At 56.5% G+C, this 12,610-nt stretch carries 14 protein-coding genes; 1 reads left to right on the top strand and 13 read right to left on the bottom strand.

Annotation, left to right across the window (positions count from 1 at the left end; translation table 11 throughout):
• Nucleotides 1-20: 20 nt before the first annotated feature.
• The 13 genes from WJU16_RS25490 to WJU16_RS25550 all read right to left on the bottom strand — a co-directional run bounded on the left by WJU16_RS25490 (nucleotide 21) and on the right by WJU16_RS25550 (nucleotide 11,112).
• Complete coding sequence (locus WJU16_RS25490) at nucleotides 21-455, bottom strand: hypothetical protein (protein ID WP_341836177.1); 435 nt, start codon at nucleotides 453-455, stop codon at nucleotides 21-23.
• 47 nt (nucleotides 456-502) lie between these two features.
• Nucleotides 503-742 (bottom strand): cytochrome C oxidase subunit IV family protein, encoded by a 240-nt coding sequence (locus WJU16_RS25495; RefSeq protein WP_341836178.1) that lies wholly within the window; start codon nucleotides 740-742, stop codon nucleotides 503-505.
• Nucleotides 743-752: 10 nt separating this feature from the next.
• Nucleotides 753-1,355: a cytochrome c oxidase subunit 3 gene (locus WJU16_RS25500; protein WP_341836179.1), complete on the bottom strand. Its 603-nt coding sequence runs from the start codon at nucleotides 1,353-1,355 to the stop codon at nucleotides 753-755.
• Nucleotides 1,330-3,084 carry a VWA domain-containing protein gene (locus WJU16_RS25505; RefSeq protein ID WP_341836180.1) on the bottom strand — a complete coding sequence of 585 codons (1,755 nt, stop codon included), beginning with the start codon at nucleotides 3,082-3,084 and terminating at the stop codon, nucleotides 1,330-1,332. Before WJU16_RS25505 ends, WJU16_RS25500 begins: the two co-directional genes overlap by 26 nt.
• A 1-nt stretch (nucleotide 3,085) precedes the next feature.
• Nucleotides 3,086-3,889, bottom strand: a complete 804-nt coding sequence (locus WJU16_RS25510) for a CbbQ/NirQ/NorQ/GpvN family protein (protein WP_341836181.1) — start codon at nucleotides 3,887-3,889, stop codon at nucleotides 3,086-3,088.
• Between the two features lie 31 nt (nucleotides 3,890-3,920).
• On the bottom strand, nucleotides 3,921-5,183 hold the full coding sequence (locus WJU16_RS25515; protein WP_341836182.1) for an alginate export family protein: 1,263 nt from the start codon (nucleotides 5,181-5,183) through the stop codon (nucleotides 3,921-3,923).
• Nucleotides 5,176-5,754 carry an SCO family protein gene (locus tag WJU16_RS25520; RefSeq protein ID WP_341836183.1) on the bottom strand — a complete coding sequence of 193 codons (579 nt, stop codon included), beginning with the start codon at nucleotides 5,752-5,754 and terminating at the stop codon, nucleotides 5,176-5,178. Before WJU16_RS25520 ends, WJU16_RS25515 begins: the two co-directional genes overlap by 8 nt.
• 122 nt (nucleotides 5,755-5,876) lie before the next feature.
• A complete protein-coding gene (locus WJU16_RS25525; RefSeq protein ID WP_341836184.1) occupies nucleotides 5,877-6,362 on the bottom strand; it encodes a c-type cytochrome in 486 nt (161 codons plus the stop codon).
• 6 nt (nucleotides 6,363-6,368) lie between these two features.
• Nucleotides 6,369-7,220 (bottom strand): formylglycine-generating enzyme family protein, encoded by an 852-nt coding sequence (locus WJU16_RS25530; protein ID WP_341836185.1) that lies wholly within the window; start codon nucleotides 7,218-7,220, stop codon nucleotides 6,369-6,371.
• A 9-nt stretch (nucleotides 7,221-7,229) separates the two neighbouring features.
• Nucleotides 7,230-8,678 carry a copper-containing nitrite reductase gene (gene nirK / locus WJU16_RS25535; protein WP_341836186.1) on the bottom strand — a complete coding sequence of 483 codons (1,449 nt, stop codon included), beginning with the start codon at nucleotides 8,676-8,678 and terminating at the stop codon, nucleotides 7,230-7,232.
• A gap of 24 nt (nucleotides 8,679-8,702) precedes the next feature.
• Nucleotides 8,703-10,052 carry a cbb3-type cytochrome c oxidase subunit I gene (locus WJU16_RS25540; protein WP_341836187.1) on the bottom strand — a complete coding sequence of 450 codons (1,350 nt, stop codon included), beginning with the start codon at nucleotides 10,050-10,052 and terminating at the stop codon, nucleotides 8,703-8,705.
• Nucleotides 10,053-10,061: 9 nt separating this feature from the next.
• Nucleotides 10,062-10,502: a cytochrome c gene (locus tag WJU16_RS25545; protein WP_341836188.1), complete on the bottom strand. Its 441-nt coding sequence runs from the start codon at nucleotides 10,500-10,502 to the stop codon at nucleotides 10,062-10,064.
• Nucleotides 10,503-10,677: 175 nt separating this feature from the next.
• Nucleotides 10,678-11,112, bottom strand: coding sequence for an Rrf2 family transcriptional regulator (locus tag WJU16_RS25550; protein WP_341836189.1), 435 nt, complete (start codon nucleotides 11,110-11,112; stop codon nucleotides 10,678-10,680).
• Nucleotides 11,113-11,324: 212 nt separating this feature from the next.
• Here WJU16_RS25550 and WJU16_RS25555 point away from each other — a divergent pair, with 212 nt between their 5' ends.
• Entirely contained in the window at nucleotides 11,325-12,578 is a 1,254-nt protein-coding gene (locus WJU16_RS25555; protein WP_341836190.1) for a hypothetical protein, read from the top strand.
• The last annotated feature ends 32 nt before the right edge of the window (nucleotides 12,579-12,610 follow it).

Genomic DNA, 12,610 nt, shown 5'->3' on the forward strand with positions numbered 1-12,610 from the left:
AAACCGGCGTTCCTCCTATTTTACCCCACTTCTTCCCGCACCCAAACATACCTGTTCCGGAAACCCGCCTGCGTTTGCGTCAGTTTCGCCGCATGCAACCGGATCATCAATATTTCGCCATCGATCAGGAGCGACAAGGGATATTGCTTGTAATACTTTTCGGTGAGGCCCGCGGCGATCACCGCATCTTTTACTACTTCGCCTTCAAATTGAATCCCCGCATTGAAATGCAGGGATATTTTTTCTCCTAGAATCGTACCCGCCACAGGGGTGCCGTCGTCAAACAGGTTGACCTGACGGCTTCCGGGCGAAGACTTAAATATCAATATCCATTTTTCGGGATCGAAACTGTAAAAGCAGTTGAAACAGAAAGGCCTGCCGGCTTCGATGGCGCACATGGTGGCCAGCTGGTGCCGTTTCAGGAAGGCTTGTATGATCTCTTTATCTTTTTTCATGCGCTTGCCGCCTGCGGCGGATTTCGATGGTTAATTTTTTGAGTTAGTCATTTCATCAATATCACCACCGCGCCGAGGAGCCCCGAAAAAGCGATGAGAATTGCTTTCCAGGCCGCGTTGGCGCCTTTCATATCCATAAAGTAAAAAGCCACCAGCAGGAACTTCGCCACGGAGAATCCCATGATGGCGGCGGCCAGCCCGGGCCAGGCTTTCGCGTAAATTATGCCGGCGGACATCAGGGCGACCGTCAGCATCAGTAATATCCAGGTAATTTGTATGCGGAACATATTCATGCTTTTAGTAGATCAGGTATAAAACAGGGAACAGCAACAGCCAGATAAGGTCGCACAGGTGCCAGAAAGCAGCGCCTGTTTCCAGGTGGCTCAGGGCGGTTTCGCGGGTGCGCTTATGGGCGGTATACATCCACCAGATCAGGATCACCATGCCTGTGAGCACATGTATCAAATGGAAACCGGTCAGCATCCAGTAGAAATCGAAAAAAGTATTGGAACCTAATGTCAGCCCCTGTCCGATCTTGTGGGAATATTCCACGGATTTGAGGATGATGAACAGCAGGCCGGCCAGCAAGGCGAGCAGCAGCTGCGTCTTGAACAGCTTCTTCCCCGCCCTGAAATATTCCACGGCCCGCGCCATGTAATACCCGCTGGTCAGCAGCACTACGGTGTTGATGGATCCCATCATCACATCGAGTTTGGCGGCGGAGGCATGGAAGACTTCCGGTTCCTGCTTTCCGCTGTACATGAAGATGACGATGGCGATGCCGAAAGTGAATAGCTCCAGCAGGATCACGATCCACATGAGCAGGCCGCCCGGCGGATAATAGAAGCTTTTGTGCCCGGGGGATCCGGGTTGGTCAACTGCTGTATCGGATACGTTCATATAGTTTGATGAGTTTGGTGAATAATGCGTTTGGGGAAGAGATGACCTGGTAATGGTCGTGCCCGAACATCTGCGGCAGGTAATACCGCGCCGCCGCTTCGATGGCCAGCGCATAGGTTTGGATGTGCCGCTGCGACAATTCCCGCAGCGCCTGCCGCACATCGGCGATGCCGTAACGACCCTCATAACGGTCGAAGTCGTTGGGCTTGCCGTCGGATAGCAGGATGATCCATTTGTGGCGGCCTTCCCGCTGCTGCAACAAAGCCCCTGAATGCCGGAGCGCCGGGCCGATGCGGGTGTAGCCCTCCGGTTGCGGGGCGCCCACGGCATAGCGGGCGGTCCGCCAGTTGTCGTCAAAATCTTTCAGCGTTATATACGCCGTATAATTCCGCGTCTGGGAATAGAACCCGCAGATGGAAAAGTCGATGCCGGATTCGTGGAGGATCTCGCCGAAGAGGATGGCCGTTTGTTTGGAGATGTCGATCACCCGGTTGCCGGCGGCATAGCTGTCGCTGGACAGGCTGAGGTCGAGGAGCAGCAGGATGGACAAATCCTTTTCCTTTTTGCGATCGGCCAGGTATACGCGTTCCGACGGGGTTTGTCCGGCGAGGAGATCGGCGAAGCGGTCGGTAACCCGGTCGGTATCGATTTCGTTGCCATGCAGCTGGAAGCGTTGGCGCGCCCATTGGTTGTTGATGCTGGCCAGGATGCGCCGCAGTTGTTCCAGCGCCATTCTGTGCGCAGCGATGGTTTGTTCGCAGTAAGCCGCGTCGGTGAAAGGCTGGCGGATAGGGAATACTTTGCTGAATGCACGTTTGTAATTTTCCCTGAAGCAATCCCACTCGTCATACGACACAAACTTACCTTCGGTGGTGTTATCCTTGCTTTCGGCGGCGGTCGTGTTGCCGGTGTAACCCGTTTCGTACACGCTATGCACGGTATCATTGACGCGCACGGTGTATTTCATGTTCAGTTCGCGGAGGGCATCCTGGTGTTTTTCCAGTTCATCTTCCCCGTCGAAATCCCGCCAGGAGCCGCTGAATTCGTCGGCGGTATCTACCTTCTCGAAATTATGGGTGAGCACGTAATCTTCCTGCTGCCGGATGTCTACCGCGATGGTGATAATCTCTTCCACGGGCCGTGCCTGTACGATGGTTGGCTGTTCCGGCGCCGTAACCGCCGATCCCGCGGGAAAGGCGCTGAGCGCTTCCGGTTTGGCGGATTCCCGCACATCCGGCATCCACCGGCCGAAGAACCAGGCATCGTCGAAAGGTGCGTCTTGTTCTACGGGGATGCCGGCGCGCAACCGTTCGTATAAGCCGGGGCTTTCCGGGTAGGCTGCCTGCATGGCGGCGAGCACTTCAGGCGCGGCGTTCGCAGCCCGGACAAGGGCTTCTTTATCCGTCAGGGAAACGGTGCTATAGCCGTTTAAGCCTAACTGTTGCTGTACGGAGAGGTAGAGCACGCGGAAGATGTAAAATGCGGCATTGAGGTCGCCGCTGGAGAATAAGCCGCATTTTTCGGGCAGGAAGAAGCTGTCCCCTTTGTAACCGCCTTCTTTCACAGCGGGGAAAATTTCTACCGGTCTGCCGGTGAGCGCCCTGGCCAGCAGGGTGAGCCGGGGCCGGAGGGGTTCCAGCGATACGGTGCGCGATACGTCTTCCGCCTGCGCTTTGCGCTGCCGGAAGTAGCGGACTACCCTGCCGAAGATGTATTCGTCGAGTGCCATGCTATATCATGAGGTCGGCGACGTCGCACAGCGCGGCTATGGTTTCGTCGTCGTCGGTTAAAGGTTCAATGATGGCCGTGCGCACGCTGAGGCGTTTGGGCAATCCGCTGCGGATCAGCCGCGCGGCGTCTACGAGCAGGCGGGTGGATGCGGTTTCGGCTAATCCCAGTTCCCGCAGGTGGCGGATCTTGCCGCCGATCTTCACCAGCCTGGCCGCAACGTCGGCATCCACGCCGGTTTCCCGGATGAGGATGTTCTTTTCCGTGTCCGCGTCCGGGTAATGGAACGAAATGCCCGCGAAGCGCTGGCGCGTGGAGGGCTTCAATTCCTTGTAGCCCCGCTGGTAACCGGGATTGAAGGATGCCACGAGCATGAAGTCGCTTCCGGCGCTGACGGTTTCTCCCAGCTTGTCGATGTAGAGCTCACGCCGGTGGTCGGTGAGCGGGTGGATGGCCACGATCACATCGGGCCGTGCTTCCGCCATTTCATCGAGATAGAGGATGGCGCCGGTTTTGACGGCGGTGGTCAGCGGCCCGTCGATCCACACGGTTTCCGCGCCTTTCACGATATATCGCCCGATGAGGTCGGTAGAAGACGTTTCTTCGTGGCAGGATACGGTGATTAGCGGCCGCCCCAGCACGGCCGCCATGTATTCCACAAAGCGGGATTTGCCCGTGCCGGTGGGGCCTTTTAATAAAACAGGTATCTGGTTTTGGAATGCATGGGTGAAGACCGCCGCCTCTTTACCGGTCTCCTGGTAAAAAGGGCGCGTTTTTCCCAATGTTTCTGCTATGCTGTTCATCATGTTGCCCGGTTTGATGGGTGAACGGATACGATTATTTGTCGGTTGTTGCTTTTAAGGAGAAAAGCTTCGGGTTGACCTGCAACTCCAGGAAAAACCAGTTGTTGGAGTACCGGCTGCCACCTTTCAGCGCTTCCATGCTCCGGGTGGCCAGCATCTGCGAGTAGCCGCCGTTCAGCCAAACGAAATCCATCACCCGGTAACCGAATGTGCAGTCGATTTCGGTGCCGAGATAGTTGTCCAGCTTTTCTTCGTTGCGGTACAACCCCGCCGCCGTGGCGAAAAAATGCGGGGTGATGCGCGCCTTGAAGCGGGGCTTTTCATAAGCGAGATGGGCATATACGTCTGTCAGCCCCACGGAGTTGGCGTGGTTGCCGACGAAGAAGTAGTCCATAAACCCGTTGAATTTGTGGTTGGTGCCGAACCAGGGCGTGAAGCTTTTGAAGCCCGCGTCGGTATCGTTTCCTGCTTTCCCGGAAAGGAATTCCATCCCCGCGCCGGGAACCCAGCCGCTTTTCAGGCGGTAGCTGACGTTGCCGGCGGCGTTCCAGGCAAGGAGGTTTTTACCGTTCAGCGCACCGGTTTGCGCATACAGGGATACGTCGGTATTCCAGCCTTCTTGCGCGTAAGTGGCGCGGGTGCCGAGGGTCTGGTTCCAGGCGAGCTTTTCTTTTTGCGATACGAAGTAAGGCAATGCCTGGTTGAGGGCGAGCAGGCTGAAGCCGAATCGTTCGCCCTGCCGGTGGTACCATGCGAATTGCAGGTGTTTGTATTGCTGGGGCACGGTATAAGGCTCCCGTGCGTTGGATTCCCGCAAGGCGCTGATGGCCGCGCCGGCATGCAGTGCATGCGCTTTGGAAGGCGTGAATTTGAAAAGGAGCACGTCGTGGCTGCGGGCTTGCATTGTCCAATCCACATTCCCGAGGATGCGGGCGTCGTCGTAATTCAATTCCTGCCGTCCGGCTTTGACGGACCAGTTGGGCGCGAACAGCAATTCCGCCCAGGCTTCATGCATCTGGAAGTTCACATCCGTTCGCGCGGCGGTGGCCACGTCGCCCCAGGTGCGCACGTTTTGCGGGGCGATGCGGAGTTTCAGTTTGGGAGATGCATGATCGATGATGATGCGGGTCCGCTGCGCCAGGAAGCTCCCGGGTTTCAGCGTGTCGTGGAACGGCGCGCCATACCCGTGGCGGTATTCGTAACGGAAGCGGAGGTCGGCGCCCACGTCGGTTTGTTGCGCGCGGGACGACAGGCCCGCCAGCAACAGGGCGCAGCATAGGATAGGTAGTTTATTCATGTCCGGCGGTTTTGGCGATGGCGGAAATGGTTGCTTTATTGTTCACGCCGAGGCCTTCCATCTGGTGGACGAGATCCCCGGCGGGATTGAAGACGCTGATAATATTGGAATGGCTGAAATCCATCGGTGAGATCTCTTTGTATTTCACGGCCAGCACATTGGCGAACGCACGAACGGATTCGGTGTCCCCCTGCAGGAAGGTCCACTCCTCCCCGTCCATTTCCTTGCCCACGGCGAAAGCTTTCAGGCGCTCCGGTGTATCATGCTCCGGGTCGATGCTTACGAGCACGTACTGCACTTTTCCGGCAAGCTGCGTGGGTACCTTCTGGCGGATGGCGAGCATATCGGCCACGAGGCGCGGGCAGGAGGCCTTGCAGGTGGTGTAGATCATGACCATCACGAGTGTTTTGCCTTGCAAGTCCTTGAGCCGGATGGTGTTGCCTTCTTCCGTTTTCCATTCCGAGGTAAGGTGGAATATCGATCCGCCGGAGTCCTGCGGCGCGGGGGATTCCCGCCGGGTGCAGGCGGAGAACATTGTAGCGAGGGCGAGGATGACGGGTATCATTTTCATGATGTGCCTGTTAAGTGCAGCGGGCATCCGGAACGGGCCCCCCGTAGATATCCGGAGCCGCTGCTTTGTTAGAACAATTGAGACTAAAACAAACAGTTGTTTCCATCCTGGATATGGATGCATTATTTGGCGGCGTCTACCATCTCCGCTGTTACCTCCTGCGCCTTGTTGCCCCAGCTGTTGTAAACGTAGGTGAGCACGTCGGCCACTTCCTGGTGGCTGAGCGTTTGCGCGGGCATGGCGCTGTTGTAGGTGACGCCGTTGACGGTCACTTCACCGGTTTTGCCATGCAGCACGATTTGTATCGCGCGGTTTACGTCTTCGTTGAGGTAGTCGGACTTGGCCAGCGGCGGAAATGCGTTGGGTATGCCGGCGCCGTTTTCCTGGTGGCAAGCCTGGCAGGTTTTGGTATAGATGGCTTTGCCATTGGCGATCCTGGCTTCCACGGTTACTGGCGCAGCGGGGGCTGGCGCCGCTTCCGCGGAAGCGGGCATCGTGTCTCTTTGTGCGATGCCTGTCAGGTCGCCTTTATTTTCTTCCGGCTCAACGCCGCCGCAGGATGCGAGGAATGCGCCCAGCGCGGCCATCAGCAAATATTTCTTTTTCATCTTTTGTTATTTTTCTGGTTTGACGCACCGGAACCCCTGGTTCCGGATGCAGTAATTCGCTTTCAGGCTCCCCCTGAAAGCAAACCGCATAAACGCGGCGTAATTCATGAGATCGCCGGCGCCGATGCTGCCGCTTCCGCAGAACATATTGGCGTCGCTCGAAACATCCCTTCTCGATTCCCCCGAAACCATCACTTCATTAAAATCTTCCGTCCATTCCCACACCAGGCCATGCAGGTCATGCAGCCCCCAGTAGTTGGCGGTGTCCTGCATCACGGGGTTGCCGGCGGTATTCGGTTTTTCGTACCATCCGAGGATGTACTGGTTGTAAGTTGTTTTCTTTCGCGCGTCCGGCATGGTGGCATCCGCCATCGCCGCATACTCCCATTGGTCAACAGTGGGGAGTTGCTTGCCGGTAGCTTTGCAGTAGGCTTTCGCCGCGAACCACGAAACATTGGTCACCGCCGCATCCGGCAGCATGCCGGGCCCCAGTGTGGTATCGTTGGCCCACCCCGCGAGGTAATTCGCGTTGGCAAAGATGGGCTTCACCACGGAGCGCCGCCATTGCGGGTTGCGCTGTACAAATGCCAGGTACTGGCGGTTGGTGACCGGGTGCATGTCCATTTGAAAATCTTTTACGTTGACCGTTGTGTCTTTCCCGCCGTAAAACGGGGTGTATGTCCCTCCCTTCACTTCCATCATCACTACGTTATCATGCATCGGAATCATTAAAGGCTCCCCGCCGGCATCGCCGGCGACCGACCACACACTCGGAGCCGAATCCAGAACTGTCAGGTTATTACAGGATTCAGACATAATCACCAGCAGGCATGCGGCAGAGAGCCTTCTCAGATTCATAGGCTTAGGTTAATGCGTCCGTTTAGCGGCCACCATGGCCGGTTTAATTTCCTGTTGCTTGTTGCCCCAGCTGGCGTATACATACGTCAGCACGTTGGCGATCTCTTCGTCGGAGAGTACCTGCGCGGGCATCACGCCGTTGTATTTTTGTCCGTTCACCGTGATCTCGCCCTGCTTGCCGTGCAGCACCACGTCTATCGCCCTGCCGGCATCTGCGTTGAGATAGTCGGATTTAGCGAGCGGCGGAAAGGCGTTGGCGATACCGGCGCCATTGTCCTGGTGGCAGGCGAGGCAGGTTTTGGCGTAGACCGATTTGCCCAACGCGATGCGTTCTTCCATATTGGCGGCCTTCGGTGCAGGAGGCGCCGTGGCGCCGGGCATCTTTTGAATCGTGCCGCCTTCGGGCTGGTAAATTCCTTCCGTTAGCTTGCCGGAATAAATTTGCTTGTTCTCGTCACCGGCTACCGTGAGCATACCCAGGGAGCCTTTATTGAAGGTGCGCGTCAGGGCGTGGTCAACGATCACGAACGTGCCGGGCACTTCCACCTTGAAGTCCACGATAGCCGCGCCGCCTGCGGGCACCAGCGTGGTTTGTACGTTCTTGTTGATGAGGTCGCCGCCTTCCACATGCACGTTGTCGAAAATCTCACCGATCACGTGGAAAGAAGACACGAGGTTGGGACCACCGTTGCCCACAAAGAGGCGCACGGTTTCACCGACGTTGGCCTTGATGGCATTGTCGCCCGTGAGGGAACCCACCTTGCCGTTGAACACCACGTAATCCGGGTGCTCGTCTACCGCCTTCTGCATATCGAAAGGCTGCAGGCCGGGCTCGCCGTTCTTCCCTTTGGTGTAGAAATCGCCCTGCATAATGTAGTACTCCTTGTCCACCGGCGGCAGGCCGCCTTCCGGCTCCACCAGGATGAGGCCGTACATGCCGTTGGCGATGTGCATGGCCACGGGCGCGGTGGCGCAGTGGTACACATACAGGCCGGGGTTGATCACCTTGAAAGAGAACACCACTTCGTGGCCCGGCGCCACGAAGGAGGAAGCGGCGCCGCCACCGGGACCGGTCACGGCATGGAGGTCGATGTTGTGGGGCAGCTTGTTGTCGGGGTGGTTCTTGAGGTGGAATTCCACTTCGTCGCCCACCCGGGTGCGGATGAAGCTGCCGGGCACGGTGCCGTTGAAGGTCCAGAAGAGGTAGGTCACCCCGTCAGCCATCTCCCCTTCCTTCTCCACGATTTCCATGTTAACGATCAGTTTGGTGGCTTCGCGGTTGCCGACCGGCTTGGGTACCAGCGGCGGGGCCGTAAGTTCTGCGAGGCTTTCGCCGGATACTTTCATTTCAGCAGGCGGAGTGCCGGATTGCCTGCCGCCGGTCTGTTGTTTCGTCGTACAGTTGCTCAGGAGGCCGATACAGACCATTGCTCCCAGCAACAATTGATTCCTGTTCATGGTATAAGTTTTAGTTCATCTTTCTCAGTTGAGGGCAGGGCGCGGGGCTTCCAGGGCTTCGGTGGTCGGGCGGCCGTACCGCACGAAGTCGAGGATGTAGAGGATGATGCCCGTGGCGAACATCGATGCGCAAAGGATCAGCACCACGAAGTGCACTTTGATCTCGTTTTGCACGTCGCCGAAGTCCATGCCCATTTTCCGTTCGAGGTATACCTGCGCCACGCCGGCCACGCCGAAGGCGACCGTCATGCCCAGCATGCCGATATTGGAGAGCCAGAAAGCATAGGTGCCCCTGGTGGATTCGTAGAGTTTCCGGCCGGTGAGGTTGGGCATGGCGTAGCTGATGAAGGCGAGCACGATCATGGCGTAGGCGCCCCAGAAAGCGAGGTGGCCGTGCATGGCGGTTACCAGCGTGCCGTGTGTATAAAGGTTCACCTGCGGCAGGGTGTGCGCGAAGCCCAGTACCCCCGCGCCCACGAAGGCCACGATGGCCGTGCCGATGGTCCAGCTGAGGGCGATTTTGTTGGGATGTTTCTTTTCGCCCTTGCGGTACATGGCGATGGCGAAGAGCACCATGCCGAGAAACGCCAGGGGCTCCAGGGCGGAGAAGATCCCGCCGATGATGAGCCAGGTTTTGCCGGTGCCGATGAAGTAATAGTGGTGCCCCGTGCCGAGGATGCCCGAGATGAAGGTGAGCCCCACGATCACATACAGCCACTTTTCGATCACCTCGCGGTCGACCCCCGTCAGCTTGATGAGCAGGAAGGAAAGGATACCGCCGAGGATAAGCTCCCACACGCCTTCCACCCAGAGGTGCACCACCCACCAGCGGAAGAAGGAGTCGATGGTCTGGTTGTCGAACCAGATCATGCCGGGCAGGTACAGCAGTGCGGCGAAAACGAGGCCCATGGTAAGGACCAGCGAGGTGGTGGTACGTTTTTTACTTTTGAATAAGGTGGTGAGGATGAGGCCGAGGAAGAGGAGGACGTTGACGACCACCAGGTAATCGAGCGGCCGGGGGATTTCCAGGAACTTGCGCCCTTCCCAGTAGTTGAAGTGATAACCCACGATGGCGGCAACGCCAACGAGGGCGAGGGAGATCAGCTGCACGTAGGCCCATTTCACGCTCACCAGCTCTTCTTCCGCCTCTTCGGGGATGATGTAATATGCTGCGCCCATGAACCCGGTGAGGAGCCATACCACGAGTAGGTTGGTATGCACGGCGCGGGCGGTGTTGAAGGGGATGAAATCGTGGAGGACGTCGTGCCCGACCCTTGCGAATCCCATGATGAAGCCGTAAACGATCTGGAGCACCAGCAGCAGCATGGCCAGCGCGAAGAACCAGTAGGCGACCTGTTGACTTTTGTATTTCATTGGATATCGTTATTTCGTGTTGATGGATGTTTTGTATTTCGGTTTGGGCGGGAAGCCGTTGAGGTCCGTTTCGCCAACCCATTTGAGGAAGTCGGTGAGCTCCTTCACCTGCTGGTCGTTGAACCCGTAAGCCACCATCTTGCGGCCCCTGGGCTGCCAGGGCGTTTTGGAGGAAAGAACGGCTTTGATATAGGCTTCTCCCCTTCTTTCCACGACTTTGGTCAGTTCCGGCGCGTAATACCCGCCTTCACCCATGATGGTATGGCAGCCCATGCAGTTATTGTTTTCCCAGAGTTGCTTGCCGGCGATCACCGAGGGCGTGATATTCTCTTCATGTGTTTTCTGCGGAACCTCATTGCTGAGGGAGTGCCACGATAAGCCGATGAATATGACGAACGTAACGATCGTACCCCCGAGAAAAAATATCCGGGCGCTGCTTTTTGTGAGCATATATATGGATTTAGTTGGTGATACGGTCAGGGATACTGAGCGGAACCTGTTTGAAAAAGAGCAGCGCCACCATCCCACAATACCCATGCATTCCGGCGCTGCCCTGTTTTTTCGACATGTTGGCAGGTTGACTTTGTTAAAGAGGATTGATTTGTCCTTTATATAGCTATTAAAATCAGTTTTTGAGTACCGACAATTTCTTTTCCACGTCGATGGTCAGGTTGTTGACCATGGATTCGTTGAGCATTTTGATGATGCCGGCTTTTATGTGTTTGTATTGATGGTGGACGGGACAGGGATTTTTCTCGGAGCATTCCCTGAGGCCCAGCATGCAGTTTTCGGTGATGCCGTTGCCATCGATGGCGTTTACGATGGTGCAGAGGTTGAGGTGGCGGAGGGTTTGGGCTTCGATGAAGAAGCCGCCCTTCGCTCCTTTCATGGAGCTGATGAGCCCTTTCCTGGCGAGCTGCTGCAACACTTTGGCGGTGAATGCCACCGGCGATCCGATGGCTTCGGCGATATCGCGGACGTTGGACATCTGTCCTTCCTTCGAACGTTGCGCCAGGTAAACCGCCGCCTTGATTCCATATTCGCATGCCCGGGATAGCATCTTGCAGATTTATGACACAAAGATAGGAATCGTATAATAAAGGACAAAAATATCCTCAATTATCTTTTATGATTTTTGTCATACCGGAAGGAAGCCGCGGTTATTGTATGCTGACCGGTTGATGATACTTGTCAGAACGGGGTAATTCCCGTTTAATAAAGGATAATTCAGTCCTTTTCGATGTATTTTTGTGGTATCAATATAACTGGTCTATGAATACTATAATAAGTGAAAAGCGGGTGGCGGCGTGGGTGCGCATTGGATTGGGGAATTTGTTGCTGGTGTCGTTATGGGGATTGCTGATGCGTTACAAGATCGTTTTCTCCCTCCCTTTCTTCAACCAGAAATACCTGTTGCACGCGCATTCGCACTTCGCCTTCGGCGGCTGGGTGTCGCTCATGCTGATGGTGTTGATGCTCCGCGCGCTCCCTGCAGAAGTTCCTGCTTCGTACAGCCGTAAATTTCACCGGCTGCTGGTGGCCTGGCTGGTGAGCGCATATGGGATGCTGATCTCGTTTACGCTGCAGGGTTATGCTTTGTGGTCCATCACTTTCTCCACGGCTTCGGTGCTCCTTTCTTTCCTGTTCGCAGGGTTGTATTTCAACGCGCTGCGCAGCGTCCCCTCCTTCCCGGGAAGCCGCTGGTTCAAGGCCGCACTCATCTGGAATGTGATATCCACCGGGGGCACCTTTTCGCTGAGTTACCTCATGGCCACGCATACCGCCAACCAGGAAGCTTACCTCGGATCGATCTACTGGTACCTGCATTTCCAATATAACGGCTGGTTCTTCTTCGCCTGCATGGGCCTGCTCATCCATTACCTTCATGGGCGTGGCATCGTGCTGCCGGGTGAAAGCGGTATGTTTAAGTTGTTCGCGTACAGCTGCCTGCCCGCATACGGTTTATCCGTGCTGTGGCTCAACCTGCCCGTACCTGTCGCGCTGTTCATCGCGGCCACCGCAGTAGCGCAGGTGGTGGGGCTTGCTATCCTCCTGCGGGGGCTGTTCCTGGTCCGCCAAAGCATCGCAGCACAATTGTCCTGGCTCCCGGGCGCGTTGTTGCTCACGGCAGGACTGGCTTTCACCCTGAAAATCCTGTTACAGCTCGCCTCTGCCGATCCGGCGCTGAGTACGCTGGCTTTTGGTTCGCGGACGGTCGTTATCACTTACCTGCACCTGGTGTTGCTGGTGGGTGTGAGCTTGTTGCTGATAGGGCTTGTGGTGGCGGAGGGTATTTTGCCGGTGTATGGCGCCGCGCGGTTGGGTTTGCTGATGTTTTCCGCCGGCGTGGTGATGAACGAATTGTTGTTGGCGGTCCAGAGCGTGGGGGCGCTTTTCTATATTCCCATACCTGCTATTTTCGAATCCCTGCTGGCAGTTTCGGCGGTGATGAGTGTGGGGTTGATCATGTTGAACGCGGGATGTGCGGGGCTCCGGAAGCGGGCAACCAGCCTGGTGATTGGTTGATTGTGTTTTCATGTTTTAATGCCATCTACCCC

The sequence above is a fragment of the Chitinophaga pollutisoli genome, from assembly GCF_038396755.1.
Taxonomy (GTDB): Bacteria; Bacteroidota; Bacteroidia; order Chitinophagales; family Chitinophagaceae; genus Chitinophaga; species Chitinophaga pollutisoli.